The following is a 19,542-nucleotide window of genomic DNA, read 5'->3' on the forward strand; positions in this document are numbered from 1 at the left end:
AGTTTCTTCGCCTTTTTGTTCACCTAGATGCTATTTATTGTTTTCATAGTTTCTGTCTTATTTTACTTTGATTATTCCTCTTAGATACTCTCCGATAATAGCAAATCAATACCTACCATTGAAACAGCCAAGCTACATGGTATTAAAAATACTTACTTAGCTTTTTTCTTCAAAGAAATCCTCCTTTACTCAATACAATTAACGAAACACAGATAATAACTTTCACTCAGTTGGAGCAAGTAATAACACATGAAAACACATTGGGTAAAGCAAACTATAATTCTATGATATTAACTTCATACCCGAGTTGCTCTAAGAAAGTAAAAAGATCCGTGGTCTGGATAAAAATAGTCTTATCGTTAGTGTTAGGATGAAAACTCATTCTTTCTTCTTTGACGATTTCTTGATCAAAATAAACAAGGATATCTTTATCATGATTATTAATTAAACCAAAGGGGGAAACCACACCAGAAGGTAAAAGCATTTTCTGATGGAGACTGTCCGCAGAAGCCATTCGAATGCGATTAGCACCAACTAATTCTTTAAAATGTTCCATGTCTAACAGTTTCTGGTCATCCATTATTAGTAAATAATATTTCGTCTTTTTCTTGTTGGTCAAGAACATTGTTTTTGTTCTTACTCCTTCAATTCCCACAATAAAGCTGTCTGCTTGCTCCGTCGATAAAGCAGGTTCATGTTCCACTAATTCATATGAGATATTTAGTTGATTTAGCACAACTATAATTTTTTCAAAATCATTCATAATTTTCTCCATTCTTCCATATAATTAGCATAACAATTTGTGTAAATGATTTCTGAAACTTGTTGGGTGAATTTTTTATAAAATGAAACAGTAAATCTAATTATCTTTTTGTAGACTAGAGAACCTAAAATTGATACACTGTTTTTCACTCAGAAAACTTTACCTTCATAATCTTCATTATACCTATAACAATTTTCTTTTACAAATTTGTTCCTCTTAAAGGAAATTGTTTTTCAAAATAGGATGTTTATACTATTGTGTTATCGGATGCTTTATCTCGCTGGTGCAAAATCTTCTCATAACACATTTCTTCCTTTTCAAAATAAGTTTTTGATTTACCCTTAAAAGAAAAACCAAATCTATCGTAAAATTTCCTTGCGCGTGTATTTTCTGTAAATACCCAAAGCATCACTTTATTATAACCTGCTTGCTGTATCTCTGATAGTACATGATTCATCATTTGAGACCCATAACCTTTTCCCCAACCTTTTTTAAGACTATGTATACAAATGAGTTCTGCATAATCAAGCATATCATCTTCTCTACTTTTATCCCACCAAGCCATACAATGAGGATTGCTATCTACTTCCAATATATAACCCTTACCAACCTCCTTGTGTAGTAGCTGTTGATACATTGTTATGGCAGGTTCTATTTCCGTAGTTTTTTGAATGATATCCTCAGGTAGTATCTTACCAAAAGCAGCTTTCCAGCTCTCCGTTTGAATATAAGCTAAATTGACTTCATCTCCTAATCTTGCTCTCCTGATTATGCAAGCCATAACTAAAATCCTTTCAAAAATTATTCTTAACTGTCTGATAACTACTCCAATTATACCATTTTCGTGATATTAATTTTTATTTTGAACAGTTCTAGTTCTCATTTATCATTATATTTCTAAAATTTTAGATGATTTTAAACATTAACCTCAGATTAGGCCAATTATTGATAATCACTAAAAGAGCGTAGTTATCTACGCTCTTTTAGTGATTATTTTATATATATATGGATCGCTATAACTTCTAAGTAACACTTGTTTCAAAATCCTTCATTTGTTTCTCTCTCGTAATATGCCCCCAAACCATTTTTTTATTTTTATAGCCAATAACACTTGCAACCTTAACAAAAGTTAATACAGGATGTAGGATAAGATACCTAAAAACAGCAATATAAAATACTTTAACAATATCTAAAATTCCTATTACTAGTTGCTGAGAATAAATACGGTGTAAGAAAGAGCTTAATGTAATTAAAACACAGTAAAAGATATAAAGGCTCACCAATGATATAAAGAATGGGATGTTTAATTGATTAAATAATAAGGACAAAAATATAATGACAATACCAAAACATTCTATAAAAGGGGTCAGTAATTCAAATAAAATATAGTAAATATAAGAAATTGATCCTACAGCTCCAAAGCGATAATTGGCAAAAATACTTTTATATTTTTTTAAACATTGGTACAAGCCAAGATACCATCGGCGTCTCTGTTTACGTAAATCCCCTAAATTCGTTGGTGCTTGGCTCCAACAAACAGCATCTGTTTCATAACAAATACGATAAGGAATATTATTATTACGACAGAAGAAATGTAATTTCATCACCAACTCCATATCTTCTCCTAGAGTCTGGGTGTCATATCCTCCCACCGCTTTAACAAGATCTTTCTTAAAAAGACCGAAAGCCCCCGAAATAATTAAATTAGCTTTTAAATAGTCTAAAAAGATTCGAGCTCCTAAAAATGATGAATCATACTCAAGTGCTTGTGTACAAGGAATAATTCTCCAAGGCAAACGATAAGATGCTACTTTCCCCTGCTCAATCTTAACACCTTGAGCAACTTGGACGAGCCCTCCCACTGCTATAACTGTCGGATCTACCTGTATGGATTTGCTAATTTGACTCAAAGAATCTACCTGCAACATAGAATCTGCATCTAGACATAGAAAATAATCGTAATTAGCAGCATTGATCCCCATATTTAAGGCATCCCCTTTGCCACCATTTTCTTTAACAATGAGTGTCAGTTTAACCTTACCAACCTGTCTCTGAAAGACATCTTTACAAGTTTGAGTAGCAATAATTGAATCAATCGTATTCGAGATTTTCATTAATGCAAACTCTTCCTTGAGAACATCTGAAGTATTGTCACTGGAACCGTCATCCACAACGATAATTTCATACGCTTCATAATCAAGGTGCAATAACGAATCAATCGAACTCACAATGGTTGTTGATTCATTATAGGCTGGTACAATAATTGAAATTGGAATTTTTTCTTTATTTCTAGTTAAACTTTTTTTGCGCTCATTTTTTTCATAGAGATGAACACCTCCAATGACTAATGAAATCACTAAAAAGCTGGCATAGGCAATCAATAATACTAAGAAAATGACTTGAGATACCTTTAGGAAGGTAAAAAATAATGCCATAGAAAATCCCCTTTATTTGATATTTATATCCTTTTTCCGAATACGAAGCCAACTAAGCTTATCTAATCGTTGTCTTAAGATATAGTGAATGTTAAAAACAATAATTGCTAAGCAAATCAAAATGTAAAAATATAAAATGTTATGTACCATATGTTCTCTCTCTTTCTTTAGACCATTCTTTCTTAATACTATAATAGGAGTCTTTTAAAAAGGTTTTAGTATCGGGTCTCTCCCAATTTTTCAAACGATAATCTGCCATCTTTATCAGTGTGTTTTCTTTGCTATTAGCACCTAATCCTAAAGCAATGCTCTCAATTTCTAACTCCTTCACACCATAATGTTTAAAGTAATCATCGTGAATTTTTTGAGATGATGGATCAGAAAAATTCAACAACTGCCACGGAATTCTGACCTCTATAAAGTCCTTTCCAAACGAAATATCTGTTTGTGAATCAAATGTTTTTTGGTGCCTATCAGTTGTTCCTGTTTTGAGAAGACCAGCAGGATGAGTTGGTAAGAACCTCTCTGTTGCTTTTACTTTTTCCATGTCTTCAACAATCTTTGTATTTCTCAATACCATATTTATCTGCTCAAAATTACTACTGTTCTTCTTTGGTGGGAAAGCATAAAAATCTTTACCGTTAAGCTGTCGAAGATAGTTCGCTTTTAAGGCATTATAGCGCTCTTGGACAAATAATTCAGACTTGCCATTTGGATCAATAGACAATACAAAGTCACTAGATTTAGAAAATGTGACCTTACTACCATTCATTTTTCTACTACCAGATTTTGGTGTAATATCTATTGGTAATAATCGTTTTTCTTTTAGTTTTTCAGGTTTTGTTTTAATCGCAAGATAGAGATAGCTTTCATCACTGCTAGCATATAAGTCATCTCCTGTTGCACTAGTCATCAGAGGATGTTTCCACTCTCCTTTGCCTCTTTTACCATCAACCTGATAATGATGTTTTGCGTTTTTAAAGCCTAATAAACCATAACCTTGATTAAATACTTGTGCATCCCCCCATAGGAATTGACTATGTTTATTTGTGGCGAAGGATGTATTCCACGCCCTTGCATTCCAATCGTCTTGCCATGCATTGATAGTCGCTCCAAAACTACCGGATGATATAAAAGATTCATAATCTTCTAGTAAACGCTGACCTTGTTCTTTTTCATTAATCGGCAGAGGACGTTTGTCAATTTCTTTTTGGGCAATACCTCTCGCTGTCGAATAGCCATAACCCGTGACTAGAACAGGGATTTTGTGATAAGCATTTAGCAGTTTAACGTATCCCTGTGACAAAGAAAGTTCTTTAATCTTTTGTCTATCTTCTTTACTGATATTCTCTTTATCAAATAATAGATAATCCTTGTATCGAGGATGGAAATCAATAGCTTTATATGCTGCAAACATACCTGCTTTAACATTTGAATTAGCTTGAATATTTTCTACATTTAGTTGTACGTATTTAGGAGCCTGTGCCTCAAATGGTTTTCGATAACGAAAAGGGTCTGTTGTTGGTGAGTTTGAAAAACTAATCAAATGTTGCCAACCATATTTAGCTGTCTCATAATGTGTCAATTCATCCATAACTTGAGCTAGCATGACCTCAAATGGATTAGCTGCCGCAGAAGTTTTAAAATAACGTCCTTTATATTGCGTTTTTTTCTCTTGATGATTAGTATAAGCGACAGTACCACTATTCCAATCATCCCCTACGACATAACCAAGTACCCAAGGACTAAGATCATAATGATAATGACGGCTACCAAAATCAGTATTCCATACTTGCTTACGCCCATGGAGAATATCCACAACGCCTTTTGCTTCTCGTTTTAAATACCCCCTATAATTATCATTAAAAGCTGTTATAGAAGCATTATTGCGATAAGAATCTATACGTATTCCTTGCAACAAATACAGTGGCCTCTTTGATGCTTTGTTGTGGTGATATAAGGCATCGTAAAATGCAACATTCATCGGTACCTTGACTCTTACAGTATTTGCCCCCATGTTGGAAATTAAATGGAACCATTCACGATACGTTTTTTGAGTAATAGGAAAATCGTTGTGATGATAACCCGCTAAGGAAGACTCAACGTCTACTCCTTTAGCAACAAAAGGTTTATTGGTGGGCTTGTGAAGTACAGTATCACCTTTAACAACAAAGTTAGTTCTTGTATTTTCTTTTAATAAGCCCTTTGGTAAATACAAACTACCATCAAAGTAATACAAATAATAAATAGAGCTAAACAAAATAGTTAAAAGGGCTACAATACTTAGATATTTTTTCATAATGTTCTACTCCAGTAAAGTATTAGTATTTTTCGATGGTGCACTATATTGATACAAGGTCTCAATATTTCTATCCATCCATCTGCCACGCTTTTTGATAAAATCTTTTAATTGTTCTACTGATTTGTGATAACTTGTCACATTGCGTTCAGTAGGAATCAAATAATTCCTTGGATCAGTATTCTTTAAATCAAAGACATAGCCCCATTTTTTATAATTTCGATCAATAGCTGGACCTAAAAAATGCCTTGTCTCGTCTATGTAATTAGATAAATATTCTGTCGCTAGAACTCCCTTTCGTAATTCTTTATAGCGATGAACAACCAGGTCTATAAATGCTTTGTCCTTAATGAGCATATTGAACCACGGTGCATCCGTCAAGGTAAAATCTGCCTCATCAACACGTCCTTCAATTTGATTATCAAAAGCATTATTAAAATCCCAAACTACTAGTTTTGCTCTATCACGAAGATCTTTATATAGATAGGTTGAAAATTTACCCGCATCCACATTTCTAAAAAATTCATTGATGACAAAATAATTTGCAAATGATTCTCTATCAATATATTTAGGATATTGTGAAAAATCATAAGAATAAAGGACTTTTTCAATATGATTGATGTCCTTACTAATAAACTCTAATTGTTTTGATGTCAATCTTTGTTTACCTGGATATTTCACATCAAGAGCTGAGATACCAGACTGGTGTGTATAATGTACATAGTTATCTAACTTTTGCTTTGCCTTATGTTCACGATCCCAAGCAACGATATAAGGTGTTTTATGCAACTTTTTATCACTTTTTTCAATGGGAACTCGTTGCTCACCTTGTTCGATATTCTCAACTGCTAGATATACTCCCTGATACTCACCATTGACAAATAACTCACAGTAGCGAACGTTTGGAGCATAGGACATAATCTCACCGGCAATATTATAACTCAGATAATTTCTTAATAATGTTCTGTCTAGAAAAGGACCATGCAATACCCACTCTGATTCTTTAGGCATTCCTGCTAATCGATGCTTCTTTTCCTTTAACTTATTAGTGACAAACTTAACTTTCAATGACTTCTTATCAAAGTAACGAGAGGAATTTCCTCTATATGATATTAACCCTTTTGTCCTAATTCTCGGCTTTTCTGATAAATGATGTGATCTACTTGGAGAATCCCGTAATTCGATATCAACATTAATATTATCCCTAGCTTTGACATATTTTCCGCCTTCTTTTGTAACAAGAGGAATAACTTGTTGCTTTGTATCAATGCTGATAATGGGCAAATGGGTTTTAAATCCTGTTAAATCACTCTTCGCATCTACCTGCTTTATACGATGATGATGTATTCTCTCGATGTGATGCTTAGGAATCCAAAAATAGAAAAATAAGAATAGAAAAAGACCTATAAGGGTTGTGCCGTAAATAACCTTCCCTCTCATAAGTCTACCCATTGATTTCGTCGCTTTGGCTAACAATGTTGAAATAATCAATATTTCCCAATTGGTAAACTTTTTCAGTTAACTGATTATCTACATGGTGTTGCTTATCGTAATCTTTTCTAGAGATTTCGAAAATCATTTCAATAGTATTAGTTGTTGAATTTTTAACACGCTGAACAGCTTTTCCGTCAAAATATTGGAAGAAAATTCCTTCTAAATCAACTTCTAGTGTTCTATCGCACTTCACAATCAATAACATACGATTCTCGTTTTTAACACGTCCCATAACCCACAATAAGATAAAGATAACGCTACTTCCTAATGCAGCTACCACATAGTCACCGACACCACAACAGATACCAACAACTATGGTCCAAAAAATATAAACTGTATCTCTTGAATCTTTTATGGCTGTCCTAAAACGAACAACTGACAAGGCACCGACCATACCCAATGACAAGGCTACATTATTACCAATAACGGTCATTACTGTTGCAGTCAAGACCGTCAATGTCATTAATGAAACATTAAACTTTTTACTATAGGCAGTTCCACTATGCGTATAAGCATAGGAAACATAAATAACTACACTCAATAAAGCTGCTACAAGAATATGTAAAATCATATCTTGAAAACTTAAATTTCCACTTTGCTCTAGACTATTTCGTAATAGGTCTTTCATTTTTTGTTATCCTCTCACATTTAATAATAATTAACGTATATACTTTTTCACTAAAAACGATAATGTTTACTAACAGCTCTTCCTAAACAATACTTACTCGCTGAAAGTTCACTTCTATCTACCGAATCTAAGAGTTCTTTAATATAAGACAATAAAAATCCATTATATTTAACTTCTAAAATAACAAGGTAAGGATCTAATAAATAATTTTGATTTAAATCCTCTGAGAAAATATCATAACTAGCCTCTGTACCTATTATATGGTGGTCAAAGGTGATTCGGATATTGTTTTCCTTAGCAACAAAAGCTTTTCTTTGGTACTCAATAACCGTTTTAGGTTGATAAAGTTGCGTTGTTATCCTTGAATAACACTCCGCAGCAAATGTATCCGGATAATTTAATAAAACACTATTGTTACCATTAATCAGCGCTTGAGCATCTGTCTTGCTTAATTTTAGAGAGCGCTTTTTTTGATTAGCACCTTGTTTTTGTTTCATTTCTAATTTCGCAAAATTGCTTTGACTACCATAATTGCGCAAACGAATCTTTCTTCGTATCTCAACACCATCTTCCTTTTCTTGCCAATCAACACCTTCTAAAGAATCAAAGTATAGCGAACGGATAGTATAGCCGTCGTCTGAACTATGCGAATCGAGCGTCATTACTTGGGAAAATTTCTTAGATAAAAGATAGTAATCTTCAAGTGATATTAAATATTTTTTTTCCTGTCTAAGAACTTCGTTCATCACTCACCTCTGTTTAATTAAATATTAATTTATATATAAATATTAACAATAAATTAAGCAAAAATAAATATATCAGAAATTATACACCTTGTCAACAGGAAAATATATAATGTATATTTTTTTATACGAAGGCATTTTAAACTTTATTTTTATACTATAAATATGATTGTTACGCTCATTTAAACCTAGAAGAAAAATGTATATTTTCAATCCACAGCTGTTATAAAATAATTTTTAAAAAGTGTTTATATCTTAGTTTAATCACACCTTACTGCAATCTATATATCATTTAAAAAATCTGATATAAAAAAGGCTAAAACTAAGTTTTAACCTTTTTGACATATCTATAAAATTGAAATAGTGCTATCCTTCAAATTTCTCTAAATCAAATGCTTGGCCTTTTTGTTTATCTGACAGCACCAAAGAAAATACTATACCAATCAACATTGGAACTAGCCACCCCATTGAAATAGTATGAAAGGGGAGGAATCCAACTAACTGAGTTAATGTTTTTTCTTGCCATTGTCCCGCTAGAACCTCAACAAACGACACTAAAGTGACAAGACCAATTGTCAAAGACATTCCCTTTTTTGAAAGCGGCAACCACTTATTAATCAAAATAATTAAGACAATAACAATAACAATCGGATACAATAAAGTTAGCACAGGAACTGAAAAAGTAATTACAGCATTTAAACCAAGATTAGCAATTAAAAAGCCAATCAAAGTAAAAACAGTAGCAAATAATTTATAATTCCCAAAACGAAAGTTCTTATCAAAAAATTCAGATACTGACACAATAAGCCCAACTGTTGTTGTAAAGCATGTCAATGTTACCATAATACTCAAGAAATAACGACCAAAATTTCCAAATAATTTATAAGATGCTTGTGATAATACATAAGCTCCTTTATTAACATTTGGGTCAGCTAAAATATCAGCTGGGACAGGAAACTTATTCCCTAAAAAACCTAAGCCAATATATAAAATACTAAATGCTAAACTAGTAACAATTCCAACAATCCAAATGGTTGATAAATATTCTTTTTTAGTTTTAAAACCAAACTTTTTAAGCGTTTCTGTTGCTACTAGACAAAAAGCAACTGCTGCAAGTGCATCAAGTGTATTATAGCCTGCTAAGACACCACTTCCAAACGCTTTTCCTGCATAGTCAGCACTCGCCTTAGCACTCTCCAAGTTTCCATAAGCAATAGCTCCAACGACAACCAAAGAGAGAATTAAAAAGGCAAAAACAGGCGTTAAGATTTTCCCAACACTATCTAATATACCATTTGGTCTAATAGCGAGATAATAAGCTGCAGCAAAAAAACAGGCTGTAAAACACAAAAGAGCAATCGGACTATGTCCTACAATTGGAGCAACCCCAATTTCAAAAGAAACCGTTGCTGTTCTAGGAATAGCAAAAAGTGGACCAATAGTTAGGTAGAGTATAACTAAAAATGTTAAAGAAAACCACGGACTAAATTTTTCCGACATCTCTGTCTTATAACCACCATTAGTTAGTGTGCCTAATAGGAGGGTAATAATAGCTAATCCAACTCCTGACAAACAAAATCCTAAAATCGCTGGCCAGAAATCTTGTCCAGATGCTACACCTAATGCTGGTGGAAAAATGAGGTTCCCTGCACCAAAGAAGATACCAAATAAGAGTAATCCCGTTAAAAAGCCTTTTTTTACCATAAGCAACCATTAGTGTAAATGATCTATTTACACCCTTTCCATAAATTCTCCTTATCAAATTCTATCTAAATGCTTAGAATCGATGTCTTTTATTATATCAAAAATAAAAATAAATTCTAGGTCATTTTCATAATTTTCCAACTATTCAGTCACTTTTTTCTTGAAAACAAAAAAAGAGCATAATGCTCTTTTTGATTAACCAATAATTGATCCATTTGCCACTGCTGAATCGACCGTCAACACTGTCAATTTACCATCATGTTCTGCTGAGAGAATCATGCCTTGACTGACATATTTTTTCATCATTTTACGTGGTTTGAGGTTAGCAACAATTTGGAGTTTTTTCCCTACTAACTCTTGTTCATTTGGGTAAAATTTTGCAATCCCTGATAAGATTTGACGATGGCCCTCGTCACCAGCATCTAGACGGAAACGAAGAAGTTTATCAGAACCTTCCACTTTCTCAACTTCAATTACTTCTGCAACGCGGATTTCAACAGCGTCAAAATCCTCAAACTTGATTTGACCTTTGCTTGATGTCAATTCAACTTCTTCAGGAACCCACTCCTTTTCCACTGGTGCTTTTCCAGCATTCATTTGTTCTTTGATATAAGTAATTTCGTCTTCCATATCCAACCTTGGGAAAATTGGTGAACCTTTTGCAACAACTCGAACACCTTCTGGTAGACCAGCAAAAGTCAATTTTTCAAGATCGAATGTTGTCCCTAAACCAAGTTGTTCCATAATGGCATCGGAAGTTTCCATCATGAACGGTTGAATGAGGTGAGCAACAACACGTAGACTAGCAACTAAATGACTCATTACAGCTGCTAACTTATCACAATCTGTTTCGTCTTTTGCAAGTACCCACGGTGCTGTTTCATCAATATATTTGTTAGTTCGTGAAATAAGATTCCATACAGCTTCAAGGGCACGTGGGAAATCCACCGCTTCCATTTGTTTATGATAGTTTTCAATACTATCTGTCGCAACAGAAGCTAAATCGGCATCAAAGTCAGTTGCAACAGCAAACCTTGGTACTTCTCCATCGAAATACTTGTTAACCATAGCAATAGTGCGGTTGAGAAGGTTTCCTAAATCATTAGCAAGTTCATAGTTAATACGTCCAACATAATCTTCTGGCGTAAAAGTTCCGTCTGAACCAACAGGCAATGAACGCATGAGATAATAACGGAGTGGATCAAGACCAAAACGCTCTACTAACATTTCTGGATAAACGACATTCCCTTTTGATTTAGACATTTTACCATCTTGCATCACAAACCAACCATGAGCAACTAGACGTTTTGGTAATGGCAAATCCAGCGCCATCAACATGATAGGCCAATAAATAGAGTGGAAACGAAGAATATCTTTACCAATCATATGAATGTCTGCTGGCCAAAATTTATGATATTGACTGAGATCGTCAGACCAACCATAACCAAGAGCAGAAATATAGTTCATCAAAGCATCAATCCAGACATAAATAACATGTTTTGGATTTGATGGTACCTGAACTCCCCATGTGTAAGTTGTACGAGACACTGCTAAATCTTCTAAACCTGGTTCTATAAAGTTTTTAAGCATTTCATTCATACGACCATCTGGCTGAATAAATTCTGGATGCTCAGCGTAGTACGCTTTTAAACGATCTGCATATTTGCTCATGCGGAAGAAATAAGATTCTTCAGAAACTTTTTCAACTTCATGACCAGATGGCGCAACACCACCAATCATATTACCGTTTTCGTCACGATAAACTTCTGCTAATTGGCTTTCAGTAAAAAATTCTTCATCTGAAACAGAATACCATCCGGTATACTCACCAAGATAGATGTCCCCTTGTGCCAACAATTGTTCAAAAATTTTAGCAACCGCTTCTTCATGGTAAGTATCTGTTGTACGGATGAATTTGTCATAGGAAATATCTAGAAGTTCCCATAATGTTTTGACACTTTCAGCCATGCCATCAACATATTCCTGTGGTGTAATGCCTGCTTCTTCAGCTTTTTGCTGAATTTTCTGACCATGCTCATCAAGACCAGTTAAATACTGAACATCAAAGCCCATCATGCGTTTGTAACGTGCCAAAACATCACATGCTATCGTTGTATAGGCAGAACCGATGTGCAATTTACCTGATGGGTAATAAATTGGGGTAGTAATGTAAAATGATTTTTTTTCTGTCATGATTTCTCCTATAAGCCACCCTAATGAAAGGTGTTTTTTATCATGATACATTATAACATAAAATCTTTTTCAACTGGATATATCTCTGAATAATATATCTACTTTTGCTATAATAAAGGTATTAAAAATAGAGAGTTAATATATGATTAATACAAAAACACTTCTCCCCTACAAAACTATGCCGGTTTGGACTGCACAGTCTATTCCAAAGACATTTTTAGAAAAGCATAATACTAAGGAAGGCACCTGGGCAAAACTAACCATTCTAAGTGGTTCTTTAGTATTTTACCAGTTATCTCCTGATGGAGAGGAAATCTCGCGGCATATTTTTGATGCTAGTAGTGATATTCCTTTTGTTGATCCACAAGTCTGGCATAAAGTTTCACCAAATAGTCCAGACTTAAGTTGCTATCTAACTTTTTACTGCCAAAAAGAAGATTACTTCCATAAAAAATATGGTCTCACGCGCACACATTCTGAGGTTATCGCCAGTGCACCTCTCTTATCTGAGAAGAGTAATATACTAGACCTTGGGTGTGGTCAAGGGCGAAACTCACTTTATTTATCGCTGCTGGGACATCAAGTGACTTCTGTCGATTCAAACGGACAGAGCCTTGTAGCTTTAGAAAATATGGCATTAGAAGAAGAGCTTCCTTACAATATAAAAAGGTATGATATTAATACTGCTGCTATTGAAGGGCACTATGATTTTATTTTATCAACTGTGGTATTTATGTTTTTAAATCCCGACTGCATTTCTGATATTATTTTACAAATGCAATCACATACTCAGATTGGAGGATACAATCTTATCGTTTCTGCTATGGATACCGCTGAAAATCCTTGCCCGCTTCCATTCCCTTTTACCTTCAAAGAAGGACAATTGAAATCTTATTACAATGACTGGGAAATCATCAAATATAATGAAAATTTAGGTGAATTGCACAGGGTGGATGAAAACGGTAATCGCTTAAAATTACAGTTTGCGACTTTATTAGCTCGAAAATTAAGATCATAAAAGTGAGTAGAAATCTACTCACTTTTATCTTTGGTTAGGTAATAAATATGTTCTAAACCCATACATAATTATCCTATAAAATATATAGAGATGATATTTCAAAGTATTGTTGTAACAATCAGCCTTAGTATAGCTCTTCAACATAAAACGCCATACATTAGGAGTGCCTTTCTACTTGTAGGTTATAAAATTCATGGCCTAACAGCAAGTTGACATATAAAAGAGGAATTAATATTAATGATAAGCTCCATTCGCCCAGTTTACTTGAAAAATAAGTCGAGCAAACAACACCAAAGATAAATCCTCCAATAATAATAATCGTATTTCTAGCAATTAAGAAAATATCAGAATTTTTTTCGTAAAGTCCCTTTGTTAATAAATAAGCAGCATTCTTGATATTACCAGTCATCATCATATTAGCATAAGGTGCTCCTCTGAGTGATTTAAAGGTATCTACTTGTATTGAAGCAAAGAAGGCTAGTCCTGCCACAGTAAACGACGATGGTAAGAAAGGAGTCAATATAATTGTTACTATAGCAACCTGTGTCAACGCAAAACTAGATAATAGGTACCAGTGCAGTTGATGTTTATTCGCCCAACGATTCATGAAATAAGTAAACGATTGACCTAACATGAAAACCATTATAGGTAGCAAAAAAGCAAGCGCTTGACTATAATGCTTATTACTAAGATGAATAGCAAAAGATAACAAATTCCCAGTTTGTACACCTGCAAAACGTTTTCCTTGTGTTACATAAGTGAAAGCATTGATATAACCTGAAATAAAACAGAGTGCAACCGCACACCTGAGCCCTTCATATATTTGATATTGACGGTGAGACTTTTTGGACATATTTTCCTCTAACTTTATGGCAAACAAAAATAAGACTGGGCAATCTTGCTCAGCACTTTTTTTCTAATAGATTGGTTTAAAATAGTATTAATACTAGCACTAGCTAGCCTAACAGTTCTAAATAAATTATTAAGCAATGATAATGTAGTTTTAGTATATCATAGCCTCAGCATTGAAGCAATCTCACTTTATGAAAGAATAAAGAAAATCTCATGAGTCATTTACCCTTAATTTGAAGTTTAATTAGTTACTTTTAATTTTACTACCAAAAAACTTGCACCATTCTTAACATTTGTTACAATAAATACAACCTATTAGGAGGTCAGTACAGATTATGCACAGCACTATTTATAAATGTCATCATTGCCGTTATCTAATTTATAAAAGTTTTAAAGATATCTTTCCTTTTGCTCTCATTTTTTCTTGGATTGAAATCCTTCAAAAACTCGTTATATCAGATGATTCTTTTTTAGCTCAAACAACAAAGTCCAGTATTTATAAAAACGAGTGGTTATATACGGTTTCCAATACTCTTTATGATTTATCTCATTTACTAATCTACTTTATGGCTAGTTATTTTGTGGCTAGTTTAGTATGGAGAGGCTTATCTAACCAAACTAAAGAAAGTTTTTCTGCAAGTTTACTTGGCTTTGCCACTGTTTGGTTGCTTCTAACTTCAGTTGTTCCAGGTACAGATTATCACTATCCTAGCCAACCCATTTGGCTTATGCTGGCTTTGATTTCGTATCTTTTTATCTTTTTAACTCGACTGCTTCAAAATCGCCATCATATTTTCCAGTATAGTATGTTAGCTATACTACTATTAATCTCTTCTATTTTGTCACATATCTTATATCGTTATCCTAATATTGATTTAGAATACCTTATACAAAATCACTTTTCTCAATGGCTAGGTGATGGGCCACATCAATTAATTCCTATTATGCTTTGGTCTATCTTAGCTATTTTTCTAACCTTATCAGGTCTTTTTGTACCAGATATTTTATTTCGTCCGTACTCCTATTTTTCAGTAGTTAGCGAAAATTTAAATGCTGCCTTGAGCCAGCATACAGATAAAATCCCTTATCTGTATACCTTTTATACTGTTAAAAATAGCTTTGCTATGTTTGGCGGTATTGGAATCCTATTATCCTTATTTTTAGCAGTTTTATATGAAAGTAGAAAACTACAATCGAAGAATTACTATAAATTGACATTACTGACCTTAACTCCTCTTATTTTTGATCAAAATTTACCATTTTTAGTAGGTCTACCTGTCATTTTACAACCAATATTATTCATTCCGATGGTATTAACAACTATCTTTGCAGAGGCTTTTGGAGCTCTTATGCTCTACCTAAAATTTGTCGACCCTGCAGTTTATACTGTCCCAAGTGGTACACCTAGTCTACTATTTGGCTTTCTTGCTTCAAATGGGGATTGGCGTTACCTTCCAGTCACTGCAATTATTCTAGTTGTTGGCTTCTTTATTTATCGTCCGTTTGTCAAAATCGCTTTCGCTAAGGAGGAACAATATGAAAAAATTACTTAGATGGCTTCCTCCTGTACTTGTCATTATTATCCTTATAGGAATGACTATCTTAGGTAAGTCCTATATCAATAAAGTAACAGCTCACAAAATAAAACTCTATAACTCTCGAATGACTCCTACTATTTTAATTCCAGGATCCAGTGCTACTCAAGAACGATTTAACAGCATGTTAGCACAGCTCAACCAAATGGGAGAAAAACATAGCGTTTTAAAGTTAACTGTCAAAAAAGACAATAGCATTATCTACAATGGACAAATTAGCGGCAATGACCACAAACCTTACATTGTCATTGGATTTGAAAATAATGAAGATGGTTATAGTAACATCAAAAAACAAACAAAATGGCTACAGATTGCTATGAATGATCTTCAGAAGAAATATAAATTTAAACGTTTTAACGCTATCGGTCATTCAAATGGTGGCTTATCATGGACTATTTTCCTAGAAGATTATTACGACTCTGATGAATTTGATATGAAATCATTGTTAACAATGGGAACACCTTTTAACTTTGAAGAAAGTAACACCTCAAATCATACTCAAATGCTTAAAGATTTAATCAGTAATAAAGGAAATATTCCATCAAGTCTCATGGTATACAATTTGGCAGGAACTAATTCATATGATGGTGATAAAATTGTTCCATTTGCTAGTGTGGAGACTGGTAAATATATTTTCCAAGAAACCGCTAAACACTATACCCAACTAACAGTAACTGGTAATAATGCTACACATTCTGACTTGCCTGATAATCCTGAAGTTATCCAATATGTCGCAGAAAAAATTCTTAAAAATGAGAAAGGTAAATTACCAAAACCTCACTAAAGCTGTAAAATAGCAACGCCCCTGCTATTTTGATATAATATATTGCGAACTAAACTAAATAAAAAAGGATATTATTATGAAACTCATTTCATGGAATATTGATTCCCTCAATGCGGCATTAACAAGTGAATCAACACGTGCTTTAATGTCACGCCAAGTTATTGATACTTTAGTTGCTGAAGATGCCGACATCATTGCGATTCAAGAAACTAAACTGTCTGCCAAAGGACCTACTAAAAAACATTTGGAAGTACTTGAAACTTACTTCCCAGAATATGATTTGGTTTGGCGATCATCAGTCGAACCTGCTCGTAAGGGCTATGCTGGTACAATGTTCTTATATCGTAAAGGGTTAAATCCTATTGTTAGCTTCCCTGAAATCGATGCTCCTACTACAATGGATAATGAAGGTCGCATTATTACTCTCGAATTGGAAAACTGCTATATCACACAGGTCTATACTCCAAATGCAGGTGATGGCCTAAAGCGCTTAGGTGACCGTCAAATATGGGATATTAAGTATGCTGAGTATTTAGCAACATTGGATAGTCAAAAACCTGTTCTAGCAACAGGTGACTATAACGTAGCCCACAAGGAAATAGACCTAGCTAATCCTAGCAGTAATCGTCGTTCTGCTGGATTCACAGATGAAGAGCGCCAAGGCTTTACAAATCTACTAGCCAAAGGTTTTACAGATACTTTTCGTTACCTTCATGGCGATGTTCCAAATGTTTATAGCTGGTGGGCACAACGAAGTCGTACATCCAAAATCAACAATACAGGGTGGAGAATTGATTATTGGCTAACAAGTAACCGTGTCGCAGATAAAATTACCAAGTCAGAAATGATTCATTCTGGTGATCGTCAAGATCATACACCAATTATTTTGGAGATTGAACTATAAACCCAAAAAAAGATGATTGAGTTATAACTCAATCATCTTTTTATACTAAGTTGAGGTCTTTATACTTAGTACGGTAGCCAATCTGAAGAATTTTATTATCTTTAACTAGCAATGGACGCTTAATAAGCATTCCATCCGATGCCAATAAGTCCAAAGCTTGGTCAAGAGTTAAATCATCAAATTTATCTTTTAAGCCTAATTCTCTGTAAGAATTTCCTGAAGTATTGAAAAACTTTTTAAGGTCATAAGGCGAATTCTCTAACAATTCTTTTAATAACGAAGCTTTGGGAGGATTGCTTTTTATATCAATCGCTTCAAAAGTCAAGCCGAGTTCAGTTAACTCTTTTTTTGCTGAACGACAAGTGGTACATTTGGGGTATTCATAAAACGTATACATATTATTTCTCCTTTTCGTATTCTAATAACCAAGATTTTCTTTCTAAGCCACCAGCATAACCAGTTAATTGACCATATCTTCCTAAAACACGGTGACAAGGTATGATTAGAGAAATAGGATTTTTACCTATTGCTCCTCCAACAGCCTGTGCAGATTGACAATTTAGCTCTTTCGCTAGTTCTCCATAAGTTTTTGTATCACCAAAAGGGATTTTCTGTAATTCCTGCCATACTCTCGTCTGAAATGCTGTCCCTCTCAATGATAATGGAATACTAGGTAAATTTTGCTGTGAAAAATAAGCATCTAACCACTTCTTACCAAGTAAAGTATAGGAATTTGACATATTAACAATTTCCTCTTGGTTGACTGCTAGCATATCATATTTTTGCCCAACAAAATAAAGCCCTGATAAACCTAGATTGTCTGCTAGAAGGCGAATTTCTCCAAGAGGGGACTGATAGAATTCTTGATATAACATATGATAAGCATAACTTAAAAAGCCATGAAAAGCAATTCATGACTTTTTTAGTTCTTTATTGTTGTTTTGCAATTAAACGTACACGGACGATATTCTCATCACCTTCAAATTCTTCAATTAAAGTAGAAATCTTGTTATTATCCGTTTCATCTAAATCTATTAGTGTGTAGGCGTAGTCACCCTTTGAACGGTTAATAATGTTATCAATATTTATACCTAACTCTGATACAGCAGTTGAAATTTTAGCCACAATGTTAGGAACATTCTTGTTAATTAAAGTAATACGAAATGGTGCGGTTTGAATTTGATGTACATTGGGGAAATTAACTGAATTAGTGATTTCTCCTGTCTCCATAAAACAACGAATGGTTTGACTTGCCATAATAGCACAATTTAGCTCTGCCTCATCTGTTGATCCGCCTACATGAGGAAAGACTGTAATTTCTTTTTGGTTTAATAATTCTTTGTCTCCAAAATCAGTAATATAGCGCTTGACAACACCAGTTTCTATCGCTTCAAATAGCTCTTGGTTATTGACTAATTCTGCACGAGCAAAGTTGATAATCGTAGTTCCTTTTTTCATGATTGAAAAAGCTTCCGCATCAAAAGTATGCTTAGTTTCATTTGTTAAGGGAACATGAATTGTGATATAGTCACAAGTTTCAAAAATATCCTTAATCTCTTTAACTCTTTGAACATGGCTTGAAATATTCCAAGCTGTTTCAATTGAAACATAGGGATCATAACCAAGAACTGTCATTCCTAAGCGTCTAGCATCATTCGCAATTCTAGCTCCAATGGCACCAAGGCCGATAACTCCCAATTTTTTTCCTGCAATTTCATTACCAGCAAAAGCTTTCTTTCCTGCTTCAATTTGTTTGGGAATATCTGTTCCAGTTAGAGTATTAACCCATCGGTTAGCTCCTAAATAATCACGAGCTGAAAGTAATAAGGCAGCAATAACCGCTTCTTTTACAGCATTAGCATTTGCACCTGGGGTATTAAAGACGACTATTCCCTGTGCACTTGCCTCTTCAATAGGAATATTATTTGTTCCTGCACCCGCCCTAGCAATAGCTTTGAGGTTACTTGGGAAATCCTGATTATGCAAATTTTGACTACGAATAATATAGGCATCAGGATTTTCTGACATATCCCCATCAATCTGGAAACGATTCCCTAACTCTTGTAAACCAATTTGATTAATATTATTAAATGTTTTGACACTAAAAACCATTCTTTTTCACTAAGGTTA

Annotated in this window: 17 protein-coding genes; 4 read left to right on the forward strand and 13 right to left on the reverse strand. The window is 33.9% G+C overall.

Going from position 1 to position 19,542, the window contains the following annotated elements; translation table 11 throughout:
- Nucleotides 1-274 precede the first annotated feature (274 nt).
- From QOR44_RS07585 to metG, 9 genes are all read right to left on the reverse strand, one after another.
- Complete coding sequence (locus QOR44_RS07585) at nucleotides 275-763, reverse strand: prolyl-tRNA synthetase associated domain-containing protein (protein ID WP_000997602.1); 489 nt, start codon at nucleotides 761-763, stop codon at nucleotides 275-277.
- 247 nt (nucleotides 764-1,010) lie between these two features.
- Nucleotides 1,011-1,544: a GNAT family N-acetyltransferase gene (locus QOR44_RS07590; RefSeq protein ID WP_000752175.1), complete on the reverse strand. Its 534-nt coding sequence runs from the start codon at nucleotides 1,542-1,544 to the stop codon at nucleotides 1,011-1,013.
- 241 nt (nucleotides 1,545-1,785) lie between these two features.
- Complete coding sequence (locus QOR44_RS07595; RefSeq protein ID WP_001173129.1) at nucleotides 1,786-3,198, reverse strand: glycosyltransferase family 2 protein; 1,413 nt, start codon at nucleotides 3,196-3,198, stop codon at nucleotides 1,786-1,788.
- Between the two features lie 139 nt (nucleotides 3,199-3,337).
- Nucleotides 3,338-5,497, reverse strand: coding sequence for a hypothetical protein (locus QOR44_RS07600; protein ID WP_000760420.1), 2,160 nt, complete (start codon nucleotides 5,495-5,497; stop codon nucleotides 3,338-3,340).
- Between the two features lie 6 nt (nucleotides 5,498-5,503).
- Nucleotides 5,504-6,949: a CotH kinase family protein gene (locus QOR44_RS07605; protein ID WP_017647038.1), complete on the reverse strand. Its 1,446-nt coding sequence runs from the start codon at nucleotides 6,947-6,949 to the stop codon at nucleotides 5,504-5,506.
- A complete protein-coding gene (locus tag QOR44_RS07610; RefSeq protein ID WP_000654036.1) occupies nucleotides 6,942-7,619 on the reverse strand; it encodes a DUF4956 domain-containing protein in 678 nt (225 codons plus the stop codon). The genes QOR44_RS07605 and QOR44_RS07610 overlap by 8 nt, the downstream gene beginning before the upstream one ends.
- 50 nt (nucleotides 7,620-7,669) lie before the next feature.
- A complete protein-coding gene (locus QOR44_RS07615; RefSeq protein ID WP_001006716.1) occupies nucleotides 7,670-8,365 on the reverse strand; it encodes a polyphosphate polymerase domain-containing protein in 696 nt (231 codons plus the stop codon).
- Nucleotides 8,366-8,728: 363 nt separating this feature from the next.
- A complete protein-coding gene (brnQ, locus tag QOR44_RS07620) occupies nucleotides 8,729-10,066 on the reverse strand; it encodes a branched-chain amino acid transport system II carrier protein (protein WP_000239244.1) in 1,338 nt (445 codons plus the stop codon).
- A 195-nt stretch (nucleotides 10,067-10,261) separates the two neighbouring features.
- Nucleotides 10,262-12,259: a methionine--tRNA ligase gene (gene metG, locus QOR44_RS07625; protein WP_000136755.1), complete on the reverse strand. Its 1,998-nt coding sequence runs from the start codon at nucleotides 12,257-12,259 to the stop codon at nucleotides 10,262-10,264.
- 142 nt (nucleotides 12,260-12,401) lie between these two features.
- On the opposite strand from metG, the gene tehB reads away from it, so the two are divergent.
- Nucleotides 12,402-13,277 (forward strand): SAM-dependent methyltransferase TehB, encoded by an 876-nt coding sequence (gene tehB / locus QOR44_RS07630; RefSeq protein ID WP_000611124.1) that lies wholly within the window; start codon nucleotides 12,402-12,404, stop codon nucleotides 13,275-13,277.
- Nucleotides 13,278-13,434: 157 nt separating this feature from the next.
- Here tehB and QOR44_RS07635 read toward each other — a convergent pair whose 3' ends face one another.
- The gene (locus tag QOR44_RS07635; protein ID WP_000039372.1) at nucleotides 13,435-14,130 is read right to left on the reverse strand and encodes a YoaK family protein; all 696 of its coding nucleotides are present in this window, start codon (nucleotides 14,128-14,130) and stop codon (nucleotides 13,435-13,437) included.
- Between the two features lie 334 nt (nucleotides 14,131-14,464).
- Here QOR44_RS07635 and QOR44_RS07640 point away from each other — a divergent pair, with 334 nt between their 5' ends.
- From QOR44_RS07640 to QOR44_RS07650, 3 genes are all read left to right on the forward strand, one after another.
- Nucleotides 14,465-15,682, forward strand: coding sequence for a PTS sugar transporter subunit IIC (locus tag QOR44_RS07640; RefSeq protein WP_000556340.1), 1,218 nt, complete (start codon nucleotides 14,465-14,467; stop codon nucleotides 15,680-15,682).
- Nucleotides 15,666-16,508: an alpha/beta hydrolase gene (locus QOR44_RS07645; protein ID WP_000735439.1), complete on the forward strand. Its 843-nt coding sequence runs from the start codon at nucleotides 15,666-15,668 to the stop codon at nucleotides 16,506-16,508. The genes QOR44_RS07640 and QOR44_RS07645 overlap by 17 nt, the downstream gene beginning before the upstream one ends.
- A gap of 76 nt (nucleotides 16,509-16,584) precedes the next feature.
- A complete protein-coding gene (locus QOR44_RS07650) occupies nucleotides 16,585-17,412 on the forward strand; it encodes an exodeoxyribonuclease III (RefSeq protein WP_000767486.1) in 828 nt (275 codons plus the stop codon).
- Nucleotides 17,413-17,452: 40 nt separating this feature from the next.
- On the opposite strand, the gene QOR44_RS07655 is transcribed toward QOR44_RS07650, so the two are convergent.
- Genes QOR44_RS07655 through QOR44_RS07665 form a run of 3 tightly spaced genes read right to left on the reverse strand, consistent with a single transcriptional unit; the run spans nucleotide 17,453 to nucleotide 19,524 of the window.
- A complete protein-coding gene (locus tag QOR44_RS07655) occupies nucleotides 17,453-17,809 on the reverse strand; it encodes an arsenate reductase family protein (protein ID WP_000287943.1) in 357 nt (118 codons plus the stop codon).
- A gap of 1 nt (nucleotide 17,810) precedes the next feature.
- Entirely contained in the window at nucleotides 17,811-18,287 is a 477-nt protein-coding gene (locus QOR44_RS07660) for a methylated-DNA--[protein]-cysteine S-methyltransferase (RefSeq protein WP_000966772.1), read from the reverse strand.
- Between the two features lie 55 nt (nucleotides 18,288-18,342).
- Entirely contained in the window at nucleotides 18,343-19,524 is a 1,182-nt protein-coding gene (locus tag QOR44_RS07665; RefSeq protein ID WP_000232151.1) for a phosphoglycerate dehydrogenase, read from the reverse strand.
- Nucleotides 19,525-19,542 lie beyond the last annotated feature (18 nt).

It is taken from the genome of Streptococcus agalactiae (genome assembly GCF_949788565.1).
GTDB lineage: Bacteria > Bacillota > Bacilli > Lactobacillales > Streptococcaceae > Streptococcus > Streptococcus agalactiae.

Excerpts from the sequence above, each read along its gene's own strand:
- QOR44_RS07585 (WP_000997602.1), bottom strand. The coding sequence starts at position 763 with ATGAATGATTTTGAAAAAATTATAGTTGTGCTAAATCAACTAAATATC.
- QOR44_RS07590 (WP_000752175.1), bottom strand. The coding sequence starts at position 1,544 with ATGGCTTGCATAATCAGGAGAGCAAGATTAGGAGATGAAGTCAATTTA.
- QOR44_RS07595 (WP_001173129.1), bottom strand. The coding sequence starts at position 3,198 with ATGGCATTATTTTTTACCTTCCTAAAGGTATCTCAAGTCATTTTCTTA.
- QOR44_RS07600 (WP_000760420.1), bottom strand. The coding sequence starts at position 5,497 with ATGAAAAAATATCTAAGTATTGTAGCCCTTTTAACTATTTTGTTTAGC.
- QOR44_RS07605 (WP_017647038.1), bottom strand. The coding sequence starts at position 6,949 with ATGGGTAGACTTATGAGAGGGAAGGTTATTTACGGCACAACCCTTATA.
- QOR44_RS07610 (WP_000654036.1), bottom strand. The coding sequence starts at position 7,619 with ATGAAAGACCTATTACGAAATAGTCTAGAGCAAAGTGGAAATTTAAGT.
- QOR44_RS07615 (WP_001006716.1), bottom strand. The coding sequence starts at position 8,365 with ATGAACGAAGTTCTTAGACAGGAAAAAAAATATTTAATATCACTTGAA.
- brnQ (WP_000239244.1), bottom strand. The coding sequence starts at position 10,066 with ATGGTAAAAAAAGGCTTTTTAACGGGATTACTCTTATTTGGTATCTTC.
- metG (WP_000136755.1), bottom strand. The coding sequence starts at position 12,259 with ATGACAGAAAAAAAATCATTTTACATTACTACCCCAATTTATTACCCA.
- tehB (WP_000611124.1), top strand. The coding sequence starts at position 12,402 with ATGATTAATACAAAAACACTTCTCCCCTACAAAACTATGCCGGTTTGG.
- QOR44_RS07635 (WP_000039372.1), bottom strand. The coding sequence starts at position 14,130 with ATGTCCAAAAAGTCTCACCGTCAATATCAAATATATGAAGGGCTCAGG.
- QOR44_RS07640 (WP_000556340.1), top strand. The coding sequence starts at position 14,465 with ATGCACAGCACTATTTATAAATGTCATCATTGCCGTTATCTAATTTAT.
- QOR44_RS07645 (WP_000735439.1), top strand. The coding sequence starts at position 15,666 with ATGAAAAAATTACTTAGATGGCTTCCTCCTGTACTTGTCATTATTATC.
- QOR44_RS07650 (WP_000767486.1), top strand. The coding sequence starts at position 16,585 with ATGAAACTCATTTCATGGAATATTGATTCCCTCAATGCGGCATTAACA.
- QOR44_RS07655 (WP_000287943.1), bottom strand. The coding sequence starts at position 17,809 with ATGTATACGTTTTATGAATACCCCAAATGTACCACTTGTCGTTCAGCA.
- QOR44_RS07660 (WP_000966772.1), bottom strand. The coding sequence starts at position 18,287 with ATGTTATATCAAGAATTCTATCAGTCCCCTCTTGGAGAAATTCGCCTT.
- QOR44_RS07665 (WP_000232151.1), bottom strand. The coding sequence starts at position 19,524 with ATGGTTTTTAGTGTCAAAACATTTAATAATATTAATCAAATTGGTTTA.